Here is a 21,754-nt window from a genome sequence, read left to right as displayed (position 1 = left end):
ATCAGGCACTCCTTGCCATGGAATAGGGGGTAACAGACCGGGCGATATCCAGGGCATCGGTGAGATGCATCATACGGCGTTGCGCATGCTGCAGCTTGAGCGGAAAATCAGTGCGGGCATGGGCGCCGCGCGATTCCATCCGGAGACTTGCGAAGACGGCGATCAGCAAGGCCACCAGCGCAGGGTCGGTTGCCGTGCGTTCGTTCTCACAAAACGGCAGGAGAGCCGCAATGGCGCCATGGATGGCGCCGCCATTGCGCAGCACGCCGAGATGTCGCGAGACGATCGGCCGAACGAGCGCCGGATCTGGCGCAAAAGTCTCGGGGAAATGTTTCGGCAAGCTTGCGGGCCTTGCATCGGCACTTGCGATATCGTGCGCCGCCCGCATGCCCATGACAGCCGCCTCCAGCAACGAATTGCTGGCAAGACGGTTGGCGCCATGCAGGCCGGTGGAAGCCGCCTCGCCCACGACCCATAGGCCAGGAACCGAACTGCGGCCGCTCTCGTCGGTGGCAACGCCACCCATGTGATAGTGAACGGCAGGACGTACTGGAATGAGGTCACTCGCCGGATCGACGCCTGCCTCATGGCAAAGGGCCTCGATCACCGGAAAGCGGCTACCAAAGCGATTGCCGAGCGCAGCTCGCGCATCGAGAAAAACCCGGCCGCCGCGGGCAATTTGCGCGCTAATGGCGCGCGCGACGACATCGCGCGGCGCAAGCTCGGCACCTTCGACACCGACCATGAAGCGCTCGCCGCTTTCATTGACGAGAAGCGCGCCTTCGCCGCGAACAGCTTCGCTGACAAGCGCCAGCGGACGCCTGCGGCTGTCGAGTGCGGTGGGATGAAATTGTACGAACTCCATGTCAGCAAGTTGAGCGCCGGCCCGTGCCGCAAGCGCAATTCCCTGCCCGAAATTACCGACCGGGTTGGTCGTGGCATCGAACAGCCCGCCGATACCGCCCGTAGCGAGAACGATGCGCGACGACTGTAGAACGACACTACCCTTACCGGTGAGGCACAGAAGGCCGGCGACGCGATCCCCATCCAGCAACAGGCGTTGCGCCTGACAGCCCTCAAGCACCGTGATCGACGGCGTGCGGGCAACCGCCTCGGCAAGCGCGCGGACGATGGCAGCCCCCGAACCATCACCCTTGGAATGCACGATACGCCGAAACGAATGTGCAGCTTCGAGGCCGAGAGACAATTCGCCGGCATCGTTGCGGTCGAACTCAACACCGAAGCACTCCAGTGCCGCGATGGCGGCAGGTGCTTCGGCGACGATCCTTGCCGCCACCTTCGCATCGCAGAGCCCGTCACCGGCGGCAAGCGTATCCGCGAGATGCAGGGCGGCACTATCGCCCTTGCCGATGCTGGCGGCGATGCCACCTTGCGCCCAGGCGCTTGACGTTTCCGCGCCGATCAGGGCACGGGTGACGATCACGGCCGGCTCGGGCGCCAGTATCAGCGCCGTCATCAATCCGGCAAGGCCGCTGCCAACGATGACGATGCGGCCGCTCAAGTCTTCGAGGATCTCGCTCATATCGCCAGCATCCTTTCAACCGCCCGACGGGCATCGGCCGCAATCGCCGGGTCGACCGTGACCTCGTGCCGCCCCTCTTCCAAAGCCTTACGGATATTGCCGAGGGTGATGCGCTTCATGTGTGGGCAGAGATTGCAGGGCCGGATGAACTCGACGTCCGGATGATGCACGGCGACATTGTCGCTCATCGAACATTCGGTGAGTAACACCACACGCGACGGGCGCTTCTTGCCGACATAGTCGGACATGACGGCCGTCGAGCCTGCGAAATCCGCCGCCGCAACGACGTCGGGCGGGCATTCCGGATGGGCCAGCACCGTTACGCCGGGGTAATTCTCGCGTAGCTGGCGAATATCGTCCGCGGTGAAGAGTTCATGAACCTCGCAATGCCCATGCCAGGCGATGAGCTCGACATTGGTTTCGCGTGCGACGTTGCGCGCCAGATATTCGTCCGGAAGCATCAATACTTTCGGCACGCCGAGCGATTCCACCACCTGCCGGGCATTGCCCGAAGTGCAGCAGATATCGGAAGCGGCCTTCACGGCTGCCGACGTGTTGACGTAGGTAACAACCGGAACTCCCGGATGGGCCTGGCGCAGCAGCGCGATATCTTCAGGTGTGATAGATTCCGCTAGCGAGCATCCCGCTTCCATGTCCGGGATCAGAACCGTCTTTTCCGGGTTCAGCAGCTTGGCGGTCTCGGCCATGAAATGCACGCCGGCAAGGACGATGATATCGGCATCGACGTCCACGGCCTTGCGCGCGAGCGCGAGACTGTCGCCGACGATATCAGCGACGCCGTGAAAGATCTCCGGCGTCTGGTAATTATGCGCGAGAATGACGGCGTTGCGGCGTCGCTTCAATTCGAGGATCGCCTCGACGTCATCCTGGAACGTCAGCCATTCGGCCTTGGGAATGACGCGGCTAACGCGATCATAGATGGAGGATGCGGATATGGGAAGATTCATGACCGGCTCCTTATTATACTCATTTTGAGCATATCGTAAGCAAATAGATATTCTCAATATGAGTATATGTCAATTGCGGGAGAGCGGTAATTTCGTTCCGGCGAATTCACGTTCTTCGAGGACTGCGCGGCGGAAGCGGAAGAGCTTGGCTGGACGGCCGCCGGTCTCGCTTTCGGTGCCGCCCGTCTCCTCCACAAGTTCCTGCTGCTCGATCAGCCGACGGAAATTTTGCTTGTGGAGCGTCAGTCCGGCCAGGGCTTCAACGGTTTTCTGTAATTGCAGCAGCGTAAAATTCTCGGGCATGAGTTCGAAGACGACAGGACGGTACTTGATCTTGGCCCTGAGGCGCGCCATCCCGGTCGCAAGGATGCGGCGATGATCGGCAAACATCGCCCTGCCGAAATTGTGCTTGAGATCGCAACCCGCCTCGGCGACGAGACGCGCCTCGTAGAGCAGTTCATAACGCTGCAGGACGAGATCCTCGTTCCATGCCGCACCATTCAGCCCGAAGTCGAAATCGGCGCGGCGGCGGCGCTGCCCGCTGCGCATCGCATCCTCCTCGATCCAGGGCGCAAGCCGGACGGCGATATCGTCGAGCATCCGCGGCCGTCCGCTTCGATGATCCTCCCAAGGGAAATATTCGTACCAGCCATGCCAGCCCGGCATCCCGCCGCCGGGGGCAGCCTGTTCGCGCACGAGCCCGAGATAGCTGATCGAAATCGTGCGACCGCCGAGAATGTCATTGTTTCGATCGCGATCGGCAAACGTATAAAGCTGCTCCAGATAGCCGACGGGATGGGCGGTCTGATCCTGAACCCATTCGCGCAATCCGCTCTGCAAGGTGCGATGTCCGAGCTCAAACGGACCGGACGGCAAGGCATCGCCCGACCGCACCGTCATCACCCTGGGATCACTGCCCGTAACGGCCGTCAGAACCGCGATCAGCTCCGCATGCGCAAGCCCGATGGTCAAGCGAACTCCATGATTTGTTTCCCTGTAACTTTGTCGCATGAAGCAACGCGCAAGCCAATGCGGGTGCTGGCACGCTCCACATCTCACGTAGGTGCGAAAGCCAATAGGCTAGCGGCTCACATAGTCCGGATATTGTTCGCAGATGAGATCGATGATCGACAGGGTGCCGGAGAGATGCTTGCGCAGGGCGACGACGGCGGTCTCCGCATCGCCGGAACGGACAGCGTCGACAACCGACTGATGATCGACGATGATCTGCTCCAGCTTGCCAGGCATCGGCAGGTTCAGCATGCGCAGTCGGTCGATGTGCACCCCCTGGCGCCGGACGGTCGACCAGAGGCCGAGGATATCTGCTCTCTCGTAAAGCACCCGATGAAAATCCTTATCGAGAGAATCGAAAAGATCGTAGGTCTCAGGCGACATGACATGCTTCTGGCGCACCAGAACGGCCTCCAGAGACGCTGCCGTTTCATCGGGTGAATCCAGCGTCAGCCGTCGAACGGCCTCAAGCTCGATCGACAGTCGGAGGAAATGCGCCTCGATAGCGTTGCGGATATCGATCCTCGAAACGACGGTCGCATATTGCGGATAGACCTCCACCAACCCCTCCTCCTCAAGCCGGATCAGGGCATCGCGCACGGGGGTCTGGCTGACATTGAATTCGCTTTGCAGCGAGATGCGCGACAGGACCGTCGTTGGCGGCAGGCTCATCGAAAGAATGCGCGATCGCAGGATCTCCAGGATCTGAGGCCCCACCTGACGGGAGCGATCAAGTGCGAATTCCTTCGGATTGAGCTTCACTGGCGGCCTTTCTGATCAAGAGCATCTGCTCATTAAACACAGTTCGGGGCTTGATGCACTGATACATTAGTGCTTTAGTGAACGGACGCCAACCTCTTTCTCAAAGTGTTGGATCAATTGGGAGGAGCAAATGAGAGGATTTCTTCGCTGTTTGACCGCGATCGGCGTGGTGATTGCCGGCACCTTTTCAGCCGGTGCGGCCGAAAAGACCGATATTTCGATCACGCGTCAGCCGGGCATTCTTTATCTCGCCAGCCATGTAATGGAGACGCAGAAGCTCATTGAGAAGCATGCCGCCGCTGATGGCCTTCAGGGCGTCAAGGTTGAATGGCGCACCTTCAGTGGCGGTGGCGCGCAGACTGACGCGCTGCTCTCCGGCAACGTCGACATCGTCAATACCGGCACCGGCAATCTGCTGCTGCTTTGGGACCGCACCCGAGGCAAGGTGAAGGGAATCGTCACCAATTCGGCCCAACCCGTCATCATGGTTTCGCGCGATCCGCGCGTCCAGTCGCTGAAGGATATTCAGCCGGGCGACAAGATCGCCGTGCCGACAGTCGGCGTCTCGACGCAGGCAATCCTGCTGCAGATGGCCGCCGCGCAAATGTATGGCGACGATCAGGTGCACAAGTTCGACACCAACACGGTGCAGCTTGGCCATCCCGATGCGATGGCAGCGCTTGCCAACCAGACCCATGAGGTCAAGAACCACTTTTCCGCCCCGCCCTTCCAATATCTCGAGCTGAAGCAGCCGGGCGTTCACAAGGTCATCGATTCCCGCGATATCATCGGCGGCGAACTGACCCAGGGCACCTTCTTCACTACGACGCAGTTCGCAACCGCCAATCCAACCATCATCAAGGCCGTGCGCGAGGCGACGGCTGAGGCCATCGATTTCATCAAGCAGGATCCGAAATCGGCCGTGGAAGCCTACAAGACCGTCAGCGCCGACAAAACCAGCGTCGAAGATCTCGTGGCGATCCTGAACGAGCCGCACATGATGGAGTTCCGCATGGATCCCCAGGGAACCATGAAGTTTGCGACCCACCTCTACAAGATCGGCACTCTGAAGACGATGCCCAAGGCCTGGACCGACTATTACCTGCCGGAAGCAGCCGATCTCAATGGCAACTGACGCCTGTTGGCGGCGCGAATGCCGCCTTCAAGCCACCCTCGGAGAAGGCTCATGCTTCAGGCAAAAACGCACGCCGACATACCGGTAACGGAAACAATGACCGTAAAACCGCTTCTGAATGTCGACAGGGTAACGCTTCGCTACAAGACGCCGAACCTGCTGATCACCGCGACGGAAAACGTCAGCTTCTCGGTTGCCCAGTCTGACCGCTTCGTCCTCCTTGGTCCCTCGGGCTGCGGAAAATCGACGCTGCTGAAGGCCATCGGCGGCTACATGACACCGACCACGGGCCGGATTGAGATCAAGGGGCAACCGGTCAAGAAGCCGGGCGCCGACCGCATGATGGTCTTTCAGGAATTCGACCAGCTGCTGCCCTGGAAGACGGTGCTGGAGAACGTCATGTTTCCGCTGACGACGGCTCGTCGCCTGCCGCGCGGCGAAGCCGAGGCCATCGCCCGCGACTATATCGACAAGGTCAAGCTCACACGCGCGGTCGACACCTATCCGCACATGCTGTCAGGCGGCATGAAACAGCGTGTCGCAATTGCCCGCGGCATGGCGATGCAGCCCGATATCCTCTTGATGGACGAGCCTTTCGCCGCACTTGATGCCCTCACCCGCCGACAGATGCAGGACGAACTCCTACAGCTCTGGGAAGATACGCGCTTCACCGTTATCTTCGTCACCCACTCGATCGCCGAGGCGATCAAGATCTCCAACCGCATCCTGCTGTTGTCGCCGCATCCCGGCCGCGTTAAGGCCGAGGTGCGCGATGTGGAAGCCGTCCGTGACGATCCCGCTGCTGCCGCCAAGCTGGAACATGAGATCCACCACATGCTGTTTGCCGAGCAGGGACACAGGGAGTAAACCATGAGCGCGCCACAGATCATCCTTGCTCCTCAGACAACGGAAGCCGCCGGCCATATAGCCGCCGTCGAACAGAAGCTCGGCACAATGGAACTCCTCTGGCAGTCCGGCCTGTTCCGCAAATCATTGCTGATCATCATCCTCGCCGTCATATGGGAGGCCTATGCCCGGCATCTCGACAATCCGCTGCTATTCCCGACGCTGAGCGACACGCTGACCGCGCTTTATGACCGGTTCGCCGATGGCGTCCTGCCGGCCCGCATCTGGACTACGCTGAAGATACTGGTGACCGGTTACATCTCGGGAACGGTGCTTGCCGCCGTCCTGACGGTCGTTGCGATCAACACCCGCATCGGCACCGATTTCCTCGAGACCATGACGGCGATGTTCAATCCGCTGCCGGCCATCTCGCTCTTGCCGCTCGCCCTCATCTGGTTCGGGCTAGGACCGGCAAGTCTCGTCTTCGTGCTTATCCATTCCGTGCTCTGGGCGGTTGCGCTCAATACGCATGCCGGCTTTCTCGGCGTCTCGCGCACCTTGCGCATGGTGGGCGCCAATTACGGGCTGACGGGGCTTTCCTATGTCTTCCTCATCCTGATCCCCGCCGCGTTCCCGTCGATCCTCACGGGGTTGAAGATCGGCTGGGCCTTTTCCTGGCGCACCTTGATCGCCGCCGAACTCGTCTTCGGCGTCTCCTCCGGCCAGGGCGGGCTTGGCTGGTTCATCTTCGAAAACCGCAATCTTCTCGACATCCCCTCGGTCTTTGCCGGCCTGCTGACGGTGATCGTCATCGGGCTTATTGTCGAAAACCTGGTTTTCCAGACGATCGAACGCCGCACCCTGCTAAAATGGGGCATGAAGGAATGATGCGGCTCATGCTTTATCTCTTCAACCAACATTCGAATACAAGGCGCAACTACGATGAACAGCACGAAGAAGCCCCAGGATTTGCGCAGCGCCAGATGGTTTGCGCCTGATGACCTCAGAAGCTCGGGACATCGCTCGCGTACCATGCAGATGGGCTATGCGCCCGAGGAATGGACGGATAAGCCCGTCATCGCCATCCTCAACACCTGGTCCGACGCCAATCCCTGCCATGCGCATTTCAAGCATCGCGTCGAGGACGTGAAGCGCGGCATCTTGCAGGCCGGCGGCTTTCCGCTGGAGCTGCCGGCGCTGTCGCTGTCGGAAAGCTACGTCAAGCCAACGACTATGCTCTATCGCAACATGCTCGCGATGGAGGCCGAAGAGCTTTTGCGTTCGCATCCGGTCGATGGCGCCGTGTTGATGGGCGGCTGCGACAAGACCACACCTGGCCTCGTCATGGGCGCGCTCTCCATGGGCCTGCCGATGATCTACCTGCCGGCCGGCCCGATGCTGCGCGGCAATTACCGCGGCGAATATCTGGGCTCTGGTTCCGATGCCTGGAAGTTCTGGGACGAGCGCCGCGCCGGCACCATTTCGGAGAAGGAATGGGTCGATGTCGAAGCCGGCATCGCCCGCTCCTATGGTCACTGCATGACGATGGGCACGGCAAGCACGATGACGGCAATCGCCGAGGCACTGGGCCTAACGCTGCCGGGTGCAAGCTCGATACCCGCCCCAGATGCCAATCATATCCGCATGTCATCAGCTGTCGGTCGGCGGATCGTCGAGATGGTGTGGGAAGATCTCGTTCCCTCGAAAATCGTCACGCAGGCCGCGGTCAACAATGCCGTCGCTGTCGCGATGGCGACGGGCTGTTCCACCAATGCCGTCGTGCATCTGATCGCGATGGCGCGGCGCGCCGGCATCAATCTCTCGCTCGAAGATCTTGACAAGGCCGGACGCACGACACCGGTGCTCGCCAATATCAGGCCGACCGGCAAGACCTATCTGATGGAGGATTTCTATTATGCCGGCGGCCTCAGAGCCCTGATGGCGAAGCTTTCTTCCAAGCTCGACCTCTCGGCGCTCACCGTCTCCGGCGTTACCCTCGGCGAAACGCTCGAAGGTGCGAAATGTTACAATGACGATGTCATCCGCTCGCTCGACAATCCGGTCTATCATGAGGGGTCGCTTGCGGTGCTGAAGGGCAACCTTGCGCCAACCGGCGCCGTCATCAAGCCGGCCGCCTGCGATCCGCGCTTTCACAAGCATCAGGGTCCGGCGATCGTCTTCGACAGCTATCCGGAGATGAAGGCGGCGGTTGACGATGAAAATCTCGACATCACGCCTAATCACGTCATGGTGCTACGCGGTGCTGGTCCGCAGGGCGGCCCCGGCATGCCGGAATGGGGTATGCTGCCGATTCCTAAGGCGCTCCTGAAGAAGGGCCACAGGGACATGCTGCGCCTCTCCGACGCCCGCATGAGCGGCACGAGCTACGGCGCCTGCATTCTGCACGTCTCACCCGAGTCCCATGTCGGGGGGCCGCTGGCGCTGCTGCGCAATGGCGATATCGTCAGCCTCGATCTCGAGGCGCGGCGCATCGACATGCTTGTCGACGAGGACGAGCTGCAGCGCCGCCGTGAGGCCTGGGTCAAGCCGGCTGAAAAATTCGGTCGGGGCTATGGCTGGATGTTCTCGCGCCATGTGGCCCAGGCCGATACCGGCTGCGACTTCGATTTCCTGGAAAACAGCTTCGGCCCGACGCCGGGCGAACCAGACATCTATTGATCATAAAGGATATATCGCATGAGCAATTATGTGCTGAGCAAAGAGACGCGCGACAAGCTGATGGGCGTCGCAACACCGACGATCGCCACCGCGCTTTTCCGGCGCGGCCTGCGCAACCAGTTCATTCAGGATGTGCGGCCGCTCTCGCCGAAGAAGGCGAACATGGTCGGCCAGGCCTTTACCCTTCGCTACATCCCGGCACGCGAAGACCTGAACACGCTCGAAGTCTTCCGCAACCCGGAACATCCGCAGCGGGCCGCCGTCGAGCAATGCCCGCCCGGCTTCGTGCTGGTCATGGATAGCCGCAAGGATGCACGTGCCGCCTCCGCCGGCTCCATTCTCATCTCGCGGCTGCAGGTGCGTGGCGTGGCCGGCGTCGTTACCGATGGCGGTTTCCGCGACAGCCCGGAGATCGCCGCGCTCGATATTCCCTCCTATCATCACCGCCCCTCCGCGCCGACGAACCTGACCCTGCATCAAGCCATCGAAATCAACGGCCCGATTGGCTGCGGCGACGTCGCGGTTTTCCCCGGTGACGTTCTCGTCGGTGACAATGAGGGCGTCATCGTCATTCCGGCACATCTCGCTGATGAGATTGCCACTGAGACCGTGGAAATGACGGCCTACGAGGATTTCGTCACCGAAGAGGTGATGAACGGCGCCACTATCATCGGCCTTTATCCGGCGACCAGCGACGCGCCGAAACTCAAATTCGCCGAATGGCGGAAACAGATGGGCCGCTGATCCATTTTCGAGCGGGCGCAGCCGGAAGCATTCGGCCGGCTGCGCTGCTTGCCATTACTCTTCCCTGACAAGCTTCAAAACGAGTTGCTGGAGATTGCCGCCATCGCTGAATTCGACTTTATCGAACTCGCTGTTTTTCTGCCGCTCCTTATTGGAAATCTCGCCAAGCCGCTTCGTCAATTCCACACGGATCTTGCTGCATTTCGGGTCGTCGGGCACGGAGAAACCGACGCTCATGGCTTCGATTTCCTTCACCATGTCCTTGATGAAGCCGCCATGCACGCGCTCATGCGCTTCGACCCCGGCGATGAATGTCTGCCAGCTTTTGCGGGTCGACGCCGGCAATTGCGCCGAAGGCTTCGGCAATGTGTAAGTGATAATCAGCTTCGGTATATTGACGGTGATCGTGCAGGCGCCGTCCGGCTGCGGCTCATATTTCCGCGTCCAGGTCAGCTTGAAGTCCGTATGCGCAATCGCCCTCACTTTGGGTCCGAGCAAGGGGCCGCGCTCGCCGATGGAGTCGTAGAGCTCGCGCCCCGATGTTCCGCTAATCGCATAAGTCTTGATCGTCTCGACCGCCAGCCACTCGGCGTGGGCCGTCATCGGCAAGGAAGCGACGCAAATCGCCACTGCGAGCAATCGAAAATCTGCTGTCACCAACGTCCTCATATTCACGGCCTCGAGCGCCGCGACGCTATCCGTTGGTCTCGGCTATTTCAACGAGGATAGTGCTTTACAATCCCGGGTTCGCCTCAAGAACTTCCTCGGCATCTTCCCGCTCCATCTCGAAGACCCTTTTTCCAATCGCGAAGCTGAAACCGTTGCGGGCGAAGGCAGACAATTCCTTTGCCTTGCGCTTCTCGTCGAGATCGCTGCGCCGGAAAGGCCCGAAACCGCGCTTCCTTGCAAAGATGACGGCGGAACGGAGATCATCGACCTCCTCCACGGCCGCGACAACCGTTTCACCATTGATGCCCTTGGATGCGAGCTTGAAGGCGATGGCTTTCTTCGACTTGCCGGAGCGGACCGCCGAGCGCGTGCTGATCTCGGCAAAGGCGACATCATCGAGCACCTTCAGTTCATAGGCGAATTTGACGGCGAAGTCGGCGAGTGCCTTGATCTGTGCGCCGCTGATATCCTCGAATTTCTGCTTGGCTTTCTTGGAAATCGCATCGAACAGCTGCTTCTCGGTCATCATCCGCCGCTCGAGACGATAGATGGTGGAATTGCGTGCCCAGGAAAGCATGCGGCTTGTCGGCGTTTCATCCATGAAGGGAGGCATTCGGCGAGAGAAGAATCATCACGGAGAATTTTACGCAATGCAGGCCCCTCAGGCAATGAATGCGCTTGGTAATCATGGGATGATTGGTTATGCTCCCTTCGCGGCCAAGGCGGTAAAACGCCGGGCGTCGAACCCATCGACGGTGGAGGCCGTCTCAAGCACCACATTGCTATGGATCACGGAGCCTGCAGCTCTCCCGATCGCTTCGCCGATTGGGCAGCAAAGCTTCGTTCAGAGGAGGCAGGAATGGATTATCGCAAGCTCGGCCCAAGCGGGGCCGTCGTCACGGCCTATTGCCTTGGCACCATGACGTTCGGCGCGGAAGCAGACGAAGCCGCGTCGCACAGGCTTCTCGACGATTACTTCGCATGGGGCGGCAACTTCATCGACACCGCCGATGTCTACAGCGCCGGCAAGTCGGAAGAGATCATCGGCCGCTGGCTGAAGGCGCGTCCGACGGAAGCGCGCCAGGCCGTGATCGCCACCAAGGGCCGCTTCCCGATGGGCAACGGGCCGAACGACATCGGCCTTTCGCGCCGGCATCTTGGCCAAGCGCTAGATGATTCCCTTCGCCGTCTGGGTATCGACCATATCGATCTCTATCAGATGCATGCCTGGGACGCTTTAACGCCGATCGAGGAGACATTGCGATTTCTGGATGACGCCGTGCGTGCCGGCAAGATCGGCTATTACGGCTTCTCCAACTATGTCGGCTGGCACATCGCCAAGGCAGCCGAGATTGCCAAGGCGCAGGGCTATACGCGGCCGGTGACGCTGCAGCCGCAATACAATCTGCTTGTCCGCGACATCGAGCTTGAAATCGTCGATGCCTGCTTGGATGCCGGGATGGGCCTGCTGCCATGGTCGCCGCTCGGCGGTGGCTGGCTGACCGGCAAATATAAGCGCGACGAAATGCCGACCGGCGCCACAAGACTTGGCGAAAACCCCAATCGCGGCAGTGAATCCTTTGCGCCACGCAATGCGCAGGAGCGGACCTGGGCAATCATTGCCATCGTCGAGGAAATTGCCAAGGCACGAGATGTGACCATGGCGCAGGTGGCGCTTGCCTGGACGGCAGCACGACCGGCGGTAACTTCAGTCATCCTCGGCGCCCGTACGCGTGAGCAGCTTGCCGACAATCTCGGCGCCGCCGAGCTGAAACTTACGGAGGCGGAGATGGATCGGCTGAACGAGATCAGCGCGCCGCAACCTGCCGCCTATCCCTACGGCGAAAGCGGCCGGAACCAGCGCCATCGCAAGATCGAGGGTGGCCGTTAAGTTTCATCCGGCGGCGAAGCAGTTGCCTGCTTTGCCGCCGTCATTGGGATCGCCTGCCGCGTCAAACGAGCGGCGGATTCAACCTGGCGAAGCCTTCCTGACGCCGGTACGGAAAATAGGGATAGGGCGCAGTCACCTCACTGACCTTATCCAGCCTCTCGATCTGCTCTTTCGAAAGCGTCCAGCCAACCGCGCCGAGATTCTGCCGCAGTTGTTCTTCGTTGCGCGCGCCGATGATGACGCTTGCGACCGTCGGCCGGCTCAAGAGCCAGTTGAGGGCGATTTGCGGCACGCTCTTCCCGGTCTCGCCGGCGATCTCATCCAGCACATCGACGATATCGAACAGCTTCTCGTCATCGACAGGAGGACCGAATGACGCCGTCTCATGAAGCCGGCTCTTTTCGGGCAATGGCTGACCGCGGCGGATCTTGCCTGTCAGCCTGCCCCATGCCAGCGGGCTCCAGACGAGGGCACCGACATTCTGATCGTGGCCCAACGGCATTAGTTCCCATTCGTAATCGCGGCCGGCGAGCGAATAATAGACCTGATGGGCGACATGGCGTGCGTAGTCGTGCTTGTCGGAGATCGCGAGCGATTTCATCAGCTCCCAGCCGGCGAAGTTGGAAGCGCCGATGTAGCGGATCTTTCCCGCCTTCATGAGGTCATCGAGAGTGGAGAGCACTTCTTCGATCGGCGTCGAGGCGTCGAAAGCGTGCAGTTGCAAGAGGTCGATGTAATCGGTGCCGAGACGCTGCAAGGCGGCATCGACGGATTTGATCAAGCGCGAGCGCGAGCTGCCCCAATCGGCCGGTCCCTCGCCCATCGGCAGTGCTGTCTTGGTCGAGATCAGCACGGCATCCCGCCTGCCCCGGATCGCCTGGCCAAGCACCTCCTCCGATGCGCCTGCCGAATAGACATCGGCCGTGTCGAAGAGATTGACGCCCGCCTCCAGGCAGATGTCGACCAGACGGCGCGCTTCTGTCGCATCTGTCGAGCCCCAGGCGCTGAAGAGCGGTCCGTTGCCGGCAAAGGTGCCGGCGCCGAAACTGAGCACGGGAACGCGCAAGCCCGAAGCACCGAGATTTCTGTATTCCATTGTCTATCTCCTGTTGGTTCTTCAGACAGATAGACGCGTCGAGAGAGATGATATAGATTGCCGAAAAGAAACTCATTTATGACTTCAATTCATCATGAGCCGCCAAGAGATCAACCGTTCCGGTGAAATGGAAGTCTTCGTGCGCGCCGTGGAACTCGGCGGCTTCACCGCTGCAGCCATAGCCTGCCGGATGACGCCTTCAGCCGTCAGCAAACTCGTCACGAGACTTGAAAAGCGCCTCGGCGCGCGGCTCATCCACCGCTCAACGCGGCGATTGCAGCTCACGCCAGAGGGATGCGCCTTCTTCGAGCGCAGCGTCGCCATTCTTGCCGATATTGCCGAAGCCGAACGCCATGCATCGGCGGGAGAGCAAGTGGCCGGCCATATCCGCGTCAACACCAGCGGCTCCTTCGGCAACCATGTGCTGGCTCCGCTCGTTCCAAGCTTCATGGCGTTGCACCCGAATGTCTCTTTGGAAATCTTCCATACGGACCGGATCATCGACCTGATGGAGGAGCGCGCCGATGTTGCAATCCGCGCCGGACCGCTGAAGAGCTCCAGCCTAACGGCCCGCAAGCTCGGAGCGACGCGAAATATCATTGTCGCCGCGCCGGACTATCTGCGCAGGCATGGGACACCGCGCTCCGCGGTCGAACTGACAAAACATTGCCGCATCAGCTTTAGCTATTCCCGGGCGATCGAAGGCTGGCCTTTGCTAGATAATGGCGAGGTTGCAACGATCCCCGCTGCGCGCAGCCTGCAGGTGGGCGACGGCGAAGCCATGCGGCATCTGGCGCTTGCCGGTGCCGGCCTGGCGCGGCTTGCCGCTTTCACCGTCAGAGCGGATATCGCGGCTAGGCGGCTACAGCCTGTGCTGGAAGAATTCAATCCCGGAGATACCGAGGAATTCCACGCCGTCTATATCGGCCAGGGCGGTCCTCTACCAGCGCGCGTGCGCGCCTTGCTGGATTTCTTGCGCGAAAACGTTCACCTGTAAAAGCGACGCGGCCGTCAGGGCCGCATCGTGTCAGCTAAAACTCTTAATCACCACGCTGATCAGGCTGATGGCTGGCGGGTCTTACGCAGATAGGGCAAGACCGTATCGAACGAGCCGAAGCGGGTAATGGCATCTTCATTGGAGACAGCGGCGGTGATGATGACGTCCTCACCCTGCTGCCAGTTTGCCGGCGTTGCGACCTGATGCTTTGATGTCAGCTGGATCGAGTCGATCGCACGCAGGATTTCGCCGAAGTTGCGGCCTGTCGTCATCGGATAGGTGAGGATCAGCTTGATCTTCTTATCGGGGCCAATGACGAAAACGGAACGGACGGTGGCATTGTCGGCGGGCGTGCGGCCTTCCGAGCTTTCGCCGGCGCCTGCCGGCAGCATGTCATAGAGCTTGGCGACCTTAAGGTCCTTGTCGCCGATCAGCGGATAGTCGACATCGAAACCGGTAGCCGTCTTGATATCGTTCTTCCAACGACCATGGCTCTCGACCGGATCGACCGAGATGCCGATGATCTTGACGCCCCGCTTGCGGAATTCGCCTTCGAGGCCGGCCATTGCGCCGAGTTCCGTCGTGCAGACCGGTGTGAAGTTCTTCGGATGCGAGAAGAGCACGGCCCAGCCGCTACCGATCCAGTCATGGAACTTAATCTCGCCCTGCGTCGTCTCGGCCGTAAAATCCGGCGCGATATCGTTGATGCGCAAACTCATTGTCTTGCCTCCAAACCTACCCCGGCGCGCATTTATGACAGCCAGGTAACGAGAAAAAATTCGTCGCACAATGGCGTCGAATGTCGGATATGAAAAGCCCTTCTTTTAAATGGACGCCGCGATTGCCGCTGAAAACCCCTGCGGCCTGCGATGCCTGCTACGCGCCTTCAACATGTCCAGAAAGCGATAGCCGCTCGCCCAGCGCCCGTAACCGCTTGCTATGTTGATATGCCCGGCAAGGCCGATATTGCGAACATCCGAATTCCAGAGCCGTCCGAACATGCCGAGCCGGTCGAGGCTCATATAGATGTCATTCAAGCTCCCGATCGTCATGCTTGGGAAAGGCAGCGCGTCCGTCGGCATGGTGCCAAAGGATAGATGTTCCGCATGCAGGGTTTCCGTCACCGGAATATCGCAGGGCGCTACGAGCAGCGCACCTTTGACCCTTCGTGCGGCCTGGCGGCCAGCCAATCTCGCTGTCAATACGCAGCCAAGGCTATGGGCGACGACATAGGCTTCTCCGGCCTCTTCCAGCGCGGCTTCCAATTTCTCCATCCAGCTGCCGAGATTGGGAAAGTCCCAGTCATCCTGCTCGACGAGCCGAACGTCGGAATGATCCTGCAGCCAATAGCGCTGCCAATGGCCCTCGGCGGAGCCGAAAAGGCCGGGCACGATCAGTATTCTGGTCATGGAAGCCTCACGAGGAAAAGCGATCGAATGCAAAGCTTGCGACAGGAAACCAAGAACGCATCCCTTCAATGCCAAGGCGCGGGGGATGTACACCAATAGTAGATCTCGTAGTCGCGCGCGGAGAGCTCTCGCTCGCCGGGCTCGGGCCGATCGACGGACCAGATGCGTCCATCCTCATCCCGCAACGCGCGCCCAGCGAAAATCGTCTTCAGGCGGCTAATGACATTCCATTTCATGTAACCCTCCATTTAATTGATAAATCCCAGGGGCTGCTGCAAATCGTCCTCAGCCCATCATTCGGCCGCGGCAAGCACCGTTACCGGATGCGGGAAGAAGGCGGAGAGCTCACCGACGACTTCATGGATGCGGTTGGAGAGCGGCTCCGAGGAAACCCTGTAGTCGGTAAAATCACGATCCGACGCATAGACTGCGGTTGGCAGGGTATGTGCCATGAAGAAGCCGAAGAGCGGCCGCAGCTGATGTTCCACCATCAGCGCATGCCGGTCGCCTCCGCCGGTCCCCGTGATGATAATCGGCTTGGCGCGCAGCTCGTGGGGATCGATAAGGTCGATCAGATGCTTGAACAGCCCGGGATAGGAGCCCTTGAACGTCGGCGAGCCGATAACCAATGCATCTGCCGAGACGATTTCATCGATCACGCCTTTCGCCTGATCGTCGAGATCCTCGCGCCGCTGGGCCGCGCCGAGAGACGAGCCAACATCATGCAAATCGTAGATCCTGCTTGAGAAGCCATATCGCCCGCTTGCCAGATTCGCGACAGTCTGGATCAGTGAATAGGTCTTCGACGGCCTGTTGAAGCTGCCGGAGATGCCGACAAGTTTAGGCGCACTCATTCTTATCCCTTCCGACGATCGCATACATTTTCGATAATGCAAATATTGTCCATAAAAATTGTAGATTAAAAGGAACAGCGATCTCTGAAGGTATGGAAATGGGAAAATCTCTTTCTATGCTGCAGCCAGCTGGGTGAAGTGCACAAATGCCCCGAAGGAAAGGGCAGACGTCAGCTCGCGTCTTCAACGGTCTGACTTTCTCCAGAGGTCGACGCGGTGGCTTTCTCAATGAGAAGCAATGCGCGATCGCGAGGCCCATTCCGCTGCCTCGCCGGCTGCCGGCACGCTCCCCAACAAGCCGGGAAGCGCGACTGGAGATTGCATGCTTTCCTACATATTCATCTTTCGACGATGACCTTCAAAACGTCTCGGTTCTTGTCCCAAAAGGGTAACGCGCTCTCGGCATCGGTAAAGGGTATGACCTTGGAAATAAGGGAAGCGGCACGATCGCCGATCGTCTCCAGATAGGCGATGACCGCATCGAAATCAGACTTGGTCGCGTTGCGCGACCCCATGATATCAAGCTCCTTGAGATTGAACATCTGCGTCTGATAGCTAACGGGCGCCTTGGCGTAGCCGACATAGACGACGCGGCCGCAAAAGCCGGCCAAGTCGATGGCCTGACGAAAAGTTTCCGGAAGACCGACTGCCTCGAAGGCCACATCGACGCCCTGATCATCCGTCAGCTCGACAATGCGCGCAACGACATCTTCCGTGCCGGCATCGATTGTGTGACGGGCTCCGAACTGTTTTGCCAGCGCGGTCTTTTCCGGGCTCAGGTCGACGGCAATCACCTCGGCTCCGCGAGCAACGGCTCCGATCACGACGCCCATGCCGATCATCCCGCAGCCCAGCACAACGATGCGATCACTCGCCGACACGCGGCCGCGCGCCACTGCGTGGAAGCCTACCGACAGCGGCTCGACCAAGGCGAGAAAGCGCGGCTCAAGGGTATCATTGAGGATCAGCTTCTCCGCCGGAAGAACAATCTCTTCGGCAAGCCCGCCATCCTGCTGGACACCGAGCGTACGATTGTAGCGGCAGGCATTCACGCGCCCCTTGCGGCAGGAGGAGCACGTGCCGCAACTGGTATAGGGAAGTACGATAACGCGCTGCCCGGGTCGATAGGTAGGCGGAACACCTGCCCCAGTCTCGACAATCTCGCCGCCAATCTCGTGCCCAGGAATGCGCGGCAATTGCACCAGGGGATTGAGGCCTCGAAACGTGTTGAGATCACTCCCGCAGATGCCGACATGGCGGATGGAAATACGGACATCGCCTTCCCCAAGCTGCGGGCGAGCGACATCGGTAAAACGGCTGATGCCTTCACTTTCGATCAACAGGGCTTTCACGTGACGAAACCTTTCCTGGATTGGGGAGTAAACCGGACGCTTGCGCCCGGCTTACTAAACATAGATCAGTTCAGGGCGGTGATGTCGACCGGTAGATCGAACCGGCTTCAGGGCAGCTTCGCCCTTGCGCACGCCGATGGCGTACAGGAATAACTTGAACACCATCTTCACCTCGAACTTCGACACTGGATTGCGCTCGTTCACCGTCTGCTTGCGCTGAATTTACACGGTTGAGATAAGCGATATAAAGTGGTATTTTATGTTAAAAAAACCAGCAAGATTGGGCGGCATGCGTTCTGAAAATCTCTTCAAACGGCAGTTCAACGAATTCCTGCGCCACGTGCAATCGGTCGGCCATGGACACCCGCTTGGCTCGGAACGCGAGATCGGCCGAACCCTTGGCACCAGCCGAACGACTGTCCGCAAGTGCCTTGCTGCGGCTAAGGAGAGCGGACTGATTTCCAGGGACGGAGCAGTCCTGCGGCAGGTAGAACCATCAGAGCTCTATTGCGAAGCCGAAACCATCCCGCCGACATTGATGGTCGAACGCGCCTTCCTGACATGGATTCTCCAATCCGATAGCGGGCCGGGTCAGACCATCAACGCGCTTCAGCTCGCACGGCAATTCGGCGTGTCGTCAACAACGATCCGCGAATTTCTGCAGAGTTTCCGGCATTTTGGCCTGATGGAGCGCGAGGCCGGCGGCAAATGGGTCTTCCGCGGCATGACGCTGGAATTCGCCAACGAGCTTTCCGATATCCGCGAAATTTTCGAACTGCGATCCGTCATGCGCTTTGCGGAACTCGATGACGGCGATCCGAGCTGGAACGAACTGCGCAGATTGCGCGGCGAGCATCTCAAGCTGCTTGAGACGATCGATACCGACTATCACCGGTTCTCGCTTTTGGACGAGCAGTTGCATCGTTTGATCAACAACGCTTCCAGCAACCGCTTCGTCACCGAATTTTATCACGTCATCTCGCTGATTTTCTTCTATCATTATCAATGGAACAAGAAAGACGAGCGCAGCCGTAACGAAGCGGCGGTATATCAGCATTTGGATTATATCGACGCGATCCTCTCAAGGGATCAGAAGAAAATCAGCCAGACGTGTACGGCACATCTCAGCGAGGCGCGCCGGACATTGCTTGCAAGCATCACCCGAGAAGCCAGACTTGAGAATTCGAGCGTGCTGCCAGACCCGGCCTACTGAAGGGTCATGCCTGGCCCGGTGTCTGCTCTTGCTGCGTACGGATCGACGATGGAGAGCGCCCGGTTTAGAGCCTCGGTAAACCCGTGAAGCGAGATGACATAACTCACCTCGCGGTCGGTATCGGCTGCAGCCAACGTCACAGCGAGATTGCGCCGGCGCCGCAGACCGGCAAGCATGGCTTTATTTAGGTTCAGCTCGACAAGACAGCCACGTGGGAAAGCGGTGGCGAATGGCGAGGCCAGACCGGGAGCAGCTTTGCCGCCTGGTGGTAGCCCGACGCTCCGCAGATAGAGTCCCTGCGGTAGAGCCAACATGCCCCGGAGACTCCCGCCCCCTGGAGTAAGTTCAATCGACAGTACCGGCGTGTTCGTCTGCAGATCATACAGCGTGTATGAAATAGCGTAAGATAGCCGGGCAAGATCGGCAGTACCCTGATTGACGATGGTAAGGATCCAGTCGCCGTAACGCTCCTGCAACGCGCCTGAACTTGAAGCGCCGATGGTCGCCTTGCCAGCCATCACAATCCACTATCCGGTCGATATATCGATGTTGACCAGTCCCCCTCGACGCCCACTATCACCTTGAATGGCGTTATCTCGTCCATCTCCGATCCCCCTTACCTGGCGTATCGCCGCAATATCGCATGTCGCATCTCAACTTCCGTTCCTCAGCGACTGAGTTCTTGCGATCTCATATTGGCAATTTTACGCCAACGCATCCTCCATTTGGTGTAACTCTAAGAATCTTTTTGGCCACATTCAACGATTATGTCGAGTATTTACTGTGGAAGGAACTCACGCATTATACGAAATACATTAATAAGCCTCATGTAATATATATCTATATATTCCTACAATAAAATTTACTTCAACTTGAATTCTATTGAGAGAAATACCACTGCATGCAGATTGCACGGCGCGTCAAAAGCCCTTCACCTACGAAGGAATGAGGCGCAGCCACGCTCGGCAAAAAAACTTGGCTGCGGGGGTGGGCAGAAAAACAATGCACGCTATGTGATGCATATGAGCGGGGAGAAATATTAGCTCTGTGGAGGAGGTCGTCCGGCACAAAGGAAGAGGATTCTGATGCCCAATTCAGTTTTGAATGCCCTGGGACAGCCGCTTTACTATAGCGACACGTCGACAGCCTTCTTTTCCGCCACCGGCTCCGGCCCGGTGCTTTACGGCACCGCGGGCAATGATTCCATATGGGGCGACAACACCGTCAACGTGACGCTGATGGGCGGCACAGGCGACGACATCTATTATATCTACTCGAGCAACAATCGGGTTTCTGAAGGCCCCAATGCCGGCGTCGATACCATCAACACCTGGATGGATTACACGCTGCCCGCCAATGTCGAAAATCTTACCGTTACGGGCGACAATCGCCATGCCTATGGCAACGACGCCGATAACATCATCACCGGCGGCAGCGGCAGCCAGACCATCGATGGACGCGGCGGCAACGATGTGCTCATTGGCGGCGGCGGGGCCGATACCTTCATCATCAGCAAGGGCAACGGCAGCGATCTCATCACCGATTTCAGCGATGACGACAAGGTCAGGCTCAATCAGTATGGCCTGTCGTCCTTCGATCAGGTTGTCAGCCATTCCACGCAGGAAGGCGCCAATGTCCGGCTCGATCTCGGCAATGGCGAAAGCCTGGTCTTCGCCAACAAGACCATCTCCGACCTGCATGAAGATCAGTTTCAGCTCGGGCTCGACAGATCGTCGCTGACGCAGACCTTTTCGGATGAGTTCAACACGCTCTCGCTGCACGAGGGAACGCAGGGCACCTGGGATGCTAAATATTCCTGGGCTCCGGACAAAGGCAGCAGCCTGAACGATGAGCTGCAATGGTACATCAACCCCTCTTACGCGCCGACCGCCTCGGTAAACCCGTTTTCCGTCTCCAACGGCGTTCTGACGATCACGGCAAAGCAGACGCCAGATGCGTTGAAATCGATCGTCGAGAACCATGATTACACATCCGGGCTTCTGACCACCCACTCCACCTTCTCGCAGACCTATGGATATTTCGAAATGCGGGCGGAGATGCCACACAATCAGGGCGTCTGGCCTGCCTTCTGGCTACTGCCGGAGGATGGCTCCTGGCCACCGGAACTCGATGTGGTGGAGATGCGCGGGCAGAACCCCACCACGGTGAATGTCACGGTCCATTCGAATGCCACCGGCGAGCACACGAAGACGTCCATTCCGGTGGAAGTGCCGAGCACGAACGGCTTCCATAATTATGGCGTGCTCTGGGATAAGGATCAGATCGTCTGGTATTTCGACGACGTCGCCGTCGCCCATGCCGATACGCCCGCCGATATGCATGGCCCGATGTACATGCTGGTCGATCTCGCAGTGGGCGGCGTAGCGGGCACTCCGACGGATGGACTCCCGAACGGATCCGAGATGAAGATCGACTATATCAAGGCCTATTCGCTGGACGATCACACCACCCAGCTTGCCACCTCGGCGCAATCCGCCCATACGACGGACTGGCATATCTGACCGGTCTCGGAACTTGATCCATTCCGCAGCAGCCGTTCGACGCAAATCGGGCGGCCGCTGGGT

General features: G+C 59.2%; 22 protein-coding genes. 9 read left to right on the top strand and 13 right to left on the bottom strand.

Annotated features, from left to right (window positions below; all coding sequences use genetic code 11):
- Nucleotide 1 precedes the first annotated feature (1 nt).
- The 4 genes from FHT85_RS14500 to FHT85_RS14485 all read right to left on the bottom strand — a co-directional run bounded on the left by FHT85_RS14500 (nt 2) and on the right by FHT85_RS14485 (nt 4,284).
- Complete coding sequence (locus tag FHT85_RS14500) at nt 2-1,543, bottom strand: L-aspartate oxidase (RefSeq protein WP_183774161.1); 1,542 nt, start codon at nt 1,541-1,543, stop codon at nt 2-4.
- The gene (gene nadA / locus FHT85_RS14495) at nt 1,540-2,511 is read right to left on the bottom strand and encodes a quinolinate synthase NadA (protein WP_112410863.1); all 972 of its coding nucleotides are present in this window, start codon (nt 2,509-2,511) and stop codon (nt 1,540-1,542) included. Before nadA ends, FHT85_RS14500 begins: the two co-directional genes overlap by 4 nt.
- A 69-nt stretch (nt 2,512-2,580) precedes the next feature.
- Nucleotides 2,581-3,483, bottom strand: coding sequence for an NUDIX hydrolase (locus FHT85_RS14490; RefSeq protein WP_112410862.1), 903 nt, complete (start codon nt 3,481-3,483; stop codon nt 2,581-2,583).
- Nucleotides 3,484-3,591: 108 nt separating this feature from the next.
- Nucleotides 3,592-4,284 (bottom strand): GntR family transcriptional regulator, encoded by a 693-nt coding sequence (locus FHT85_RS14485; protein ID WP_112410861.1) that lies wholly within the window; start codon nt 4,282-4,284, stop codon nt 3,592-3,594.
- A 130-nt stretch (nt 4,285-4,414) separates the two neighbouring features.
- Here FHT85_RS14485 and FHT85_RS14480 point away from each other — a divergent pair, with 130 nt between their 5' ends.
- Genes FHT85_RS14480 through FHT85_RS14460 form a run of 5 tightly spaced genes read left to right on the top strand, consistent with a single transcriptional unit; the run spans nt 4,415 to nt 9,688 of the window.
- On the top strand, nt 4,415-5,419 hold the full coding sequence (locus FHT85_RS14480; protein WP_183774158.1) for an ABC transporter substrate-binding protein: 1,005 nt from the start codon (nt 4,415-4,417) through the stop codon (nt 5,417-5,419).
- Nucleotides 5,420-5,470: 51 nt separating this feature from the next.
- On the top strand, nt 5,471-6,286 hold the full coding sequence (locus FHT85_RS14475) for an ABC transporter ATP-binding protein (protein WP_112410859.1): 816 nt from the start codon (nt 5,471-5,473) through the stop codon (nt 6,284-6,286).
- Nucleotides 6,287-6,289: 3 nt separating this feature from the next.
- Nucleotides 6,290-7,153 carry an ABC transporter permease gene (locus tag FHT85_RS14470; protein WP_112410858.1) on the top strand — a complete coding sequence of 288 codons (864 nt, stop codon included), beginning with the start codon at nt 6,290-6,292 and terminating at the stop codon, nt 7,151-7,153.
- A gap of 54 nt (nt 7,154-7,207) precedes the next feature.
- Complete coding sequence (gene araD, locus FHT85_RS14465) at nt 7,208-8,944, top strand: L-arabinonate dehydratase (protein WP_112410857.1); 1,737 nt, start codon at nt 7,208-7,210, stop codon at nt 8,942-8,944.
- 18 nt (nt 8,945-8,962) lie between these two features.
- Entirely contained in the window at nt 8,963-9,688 is a 726-nt protein-coding gene (locus FHT85_RS14460) for a ribonuclease activity regulator RraA (RefSeq protein ID WP_112410856.1), read from the top strand.
- 54 nt (nt 9,689-9,742) lie between these two features.
- On the opposite strand, the gene FHT85_RS14455 is transcribed toward FHT85_RS14460, so the two are convergent.
- Nucleotides 9,743-10,357 carry a DUF922 domain-containing Zn-dependent protease gene (locus tag FHT85_RS14455; protein WP_112410855.1) on the bottom strand — a complete coding sequence of 205 codons (615 nt, stop codon included), beginning with the start codon at nt 10,355-10,357 and terminating at the stop codon, nt 9,743-9,745.
- A 64-nt stretch (nt 10,358-10,421) separates the two neighbouring features.
- The gene (gene recX, locus FHT85_RS14450; protein ID WP_112410901.1) at nt 10,422-10,958 is read right to left on the bottom strand and encodes a recombination regulator RecX; all 537 of its coding nucleotides are present in this window, start codon (nt 10,956-10,958) and stop codon (nt 10,422-10,424) included.
- Between the two features lie 258 nt (nt 10,959-11,216).
- Here recX and FHT85_RS14445 point away from each other — a divergent pair, with 258 nt between their 5' ends.
- Entirely contained in the window at nt 11,217-12,248 is a 1,032-nt protein-coding gene (locus tag FHT85_RS14445; protein ID WP_112410854.1) for an aldo/keto reductase, read from the top strand.
- A 61-nt stretch (nt 12,249-12,309) separates the two neighbouring features.
- On the opposite strand, the gene FHT85_RS14440 is transcribed toward FHT85_RS14445, so the two are convergent.
- Nucleotides 12,310-13,344 carry an aldo/keto reductase gene (locus FHT85_RS14440; protein WP_112410853.1) on the bottom strand — a complete coding sequence of 345 codons (1,035 nt, stop codon included), beginning with the start codon at nt 13,342-13,344 and terminating at the stop codon, nt 12,310-12,312.
- Between the two features lie 94 nt (nt 13,345-13,438).
- On the opposite strand from FHT85_RS14440, the gene FHT85_RS14435 reads away from it, so the two are divergent.
- Nucleotides 13,439-14,341, top strand: coding sequence for a LysR family transcriptional regulator (locus FHT85_RS14435; RefSeq protein ID WP_112410852.1), 903 nt, complete (start codon nt 13,439-13,441; stop codon nt 14,339-14,341).
- Between the two features lie 59 nt (nt 14,342-14,400).
- Here FHT85_RS14435 and FHT85_RS14430 read toward each other — a convergent pair whose 3' ends face one another.
- The 5 genes from FHT85_RS14430 to FHT85_RS14410 form a co-directional block, all read right to left on the bottom strand.
- Complete coding sequence (locus tag FHT85_RS14430; protein ID WP_112410851.1) at nt 14,401-15,060, bottom strand: peroxiredoxin; 660 nt, start codon at nt 15,058-15,060, stop codon at nt 14,401-14,403.
- A gap of 105 nt (nt 15,061-15,165) precedes the next feature.
- A complete protein-coding gene (locus FHT85_RS14425; RefSeq protein ID WP_112410850.1) occupies nt 15,166-15,750 on the bottom strand; it encodes an RBBP9/YdeN family alpha/beta hydrolase in 585 nt (194 codons plus the stop codon).
- A gap of 65 nt (nt 15,751-15,815) precedes the next feature.
- Nucleotides 15,816-15,986: a hypothetical protein gene (locus tag FHT85_RS14420; protein WP_162709648.1), complete on the bottom strand. Its 171-nt coding sequence runs from the start codon at nt 15,984-15,986 to the stop codon at nt 15,816-15,818.
- 57 nt (nt 15,987-16,043) lie between these two features.
- Nucleotides 16,044-16,604, bottom strand: a complete 561-nt coding sequence (gene msuE / locus FHT85_RS14415) for an FMN reductase (protein ID WP_112410849.1) — start codon at nt 16,602-16,604, stop codon at nt 16,044-16,046.
- Between the two features lie 338 nt (nt 16,605-16,942).
- Complete coding sequence (locus FHT85_RS14410; RefSeq protein ID WP_112336911.1) at nt 16,943-17,956, bottom strand: zinc-binding alcohol dehydrogenase family protein; 1,014 nt, start codon at nt 17,954-17,956, stop codon at nt 16,943-16,945.
- A gap of 289 nt (nt 17,957-18,245) precedes the next feature.
- Between FHT85_RS14410 and FHT85_RS14405 the strand changes: the two genes are divergently transcribed.
- A complete protein-coding gene (locus FHT85_RS14405; protein WP_112410848.1) occupies nt 18,246-19,169 on the top strand; it encodes a GntR family transcriptional regulator in 924 nt (307 codons plus the stop codon).
- On the opposite strand, the gene FHT85_RS14400 is transcribed toward FHT85_RS14405, so the two are convergent.
- A complete protein-coding gene (locus FHT85_RS14400; protein ID WP_112336913.1) occupies nt 19,163-19,687 on the bottom strand; it encodes an invasion associated locus B family protein in 525 nt (174 codons plus the stop codon). The genes FHT85_RS14405 and FHT85_RS14400 overlap by 7 nt on opposite strands.
- A gap of 567 nt (nt 19,688-20,254) precedes the next feature.
- Here FHT85_RS14400 and FHT85_RS14395 point away from each other — a divergent pair.
- The gene (locus tag FHT85_RS14395) at nt 20,255-21,691 is read left to right on the top strand and encodes a family 16 glycosylhydrolase (RefSeq protein WP_112410847.1); all 1,437 of its coding nucleotides are present in this window, start codon (nt 20,255-20,257) and stop codon (nt 21,689-21,691) included.
- Nucleotides 21,692-21,754: the final 63 nt, after the last annotated feature.

This window comes from Rhizobium sp. BK312 (assembly GCF_014193605.1).
Lineage (GTDB): Bacteria > Pseudomonadota > Alphaproteobacteria > Rhizobiales > Rhizobiaceae > Rhizobium.
This window is presented reverse-complemented; position numbering and strand designations above follow the sequence as displayed.

Excerpts from the sequence above, each read along its gene's own strand:
- FHT85_RS14500 (WP_183774161.1), bottom strand. The coding sequence starts at position 1,543 with ATGAGCGAGATCCTCGAAGACTTGAGCGGCCGCATCGTCATCGTTGGC.
- nadA (WP_112410863.1), bottom strand. The coding sequence starts at position 2,511 with ATGAATCTTCCCATATCCGCATCCTCCATCTATGATCGCGTTAGCCGC.
- FHT85_RS14480 (WP_183774158.1), top strand. The coding sequence starts at position 4,415 with ATGAGAGGATTTCTTCGCTGTTTGACCGCGATCGGCGTGGTGATTGCC.
- FHT85_RS14475 (WP_112410859.1), top strand. The coding sequence starts at position 5,471 with ATGCTTCAGGCAAAAACGCACGCCGACATACCGGTAACGGAAACAATG.
- FHT85_RS14470 (WP_112410858.1), top strand. The coding sequence starts at position 6,290 with ATGAGCGCGCCACAGATCATCCTTGCTCCTCAGACAACGGAAGCCGCC.
- araD (WP_112410857.1), top strand. The coding sequence starts at position 7,208 with ATGAACAGCACGAAGAAGCCCCAGGATTTGCGCAGCGCCAGATGGTTT.
- FHT85_RS14460 (WP_112410856.1), top strand. The coding sequence starts at position 8,963 with ATGAGCAATTATGTGCTGAGCAAAGAGACGCGCGACAAGCTGATGGGC.
- FHT85_RS14455 (WP_112410855.1), bottom strand. The coding sequence starts at position 10,357 with ATGAGGACGTTGGTGACAGCAGATTTTCGATTGCTCGCAGTGGCGATT.
- recX (WP_112410901.1), bottom strand. The coding sequence starts at position 10,958 with ATGGATGAAACGCCGACAAGCCGCATGCTTTCCTGGGCACGCAATTCC.
- FHT85_RS14445 (WP_112410854.1), top strand. The coding sequence starts at position 11,217 with ATGGATTATCGCAAGCTCGGCCCAAGCGGGGCCGTCGTCACGGCCTAT.
- FHT85_RS14440 (WP_112410853.1), bottom strand. The coding sequence starts at position 13,344 with ATGGAATACAGAAATCTCGGTGCTTCGGGCTTGCGCGTTCCCGTGCTC.
- FHT85_RS14435 (WP_112410852.1), top strand. The coding sequence starts at position 13,439 with ATGAGCCGCCAAGAGATCAACCGTTCCGGTGAAATGGAAGTCTTCGTG.
- FHT85_RS14430 (WP_112410851.1), bottom strand. The coding sequence starts at position 15,060 with ATGAGTTTGCGCATCAACGATATCGCGCCGGATTTTACGGCCGAGACG.
- FHT85_RS14425 (WP_112410850.1), bottom strand. The coding sequence starts at position 15,750 with ATGACCAGAATACTGATCGTGCCCGGCCTTTTCGGCTCCGCCGAGGGC.
- FHT85_RS14420 (WP_162709648.1), bottom strand. The coding sequence starts at position 15,986 with ATGAAATGGAATGTCATTAGCCGCCTGAAGACGATTTTCGCTGGGCGC.
- msuE (WP_112410849.1), bottom strand. The coding sequence starts at position 16,604 with ATGAGTGCGCCTAAACTTGTCGGCATCTCCGGCAGCTTCAACAGGCCG.
- FHT85_RS14405 (WP_112410848.1), top strand. The coding sequence starts at position 18,246 with ATGCGTTCTGAAAATCTCTTCAAACGGCAGTTCAACGAATTCCTGCGC.
- FHT85_RS14400 (WP_112336913.1), bottom strand. The coding sequence starts at position 19,687 with ATGGCTGGCAAGGCGACCATCGGCGCTTCAAGTTCAGGCGCGTTGCAG.
- FHT85_RS14395 (WP_112410847.1), top strand. The coding sequence starts at position 20,255 with ATGCCCAATTCAGTTTTGAATGCCCTGGGACAGCCGCTTTACTATAGC.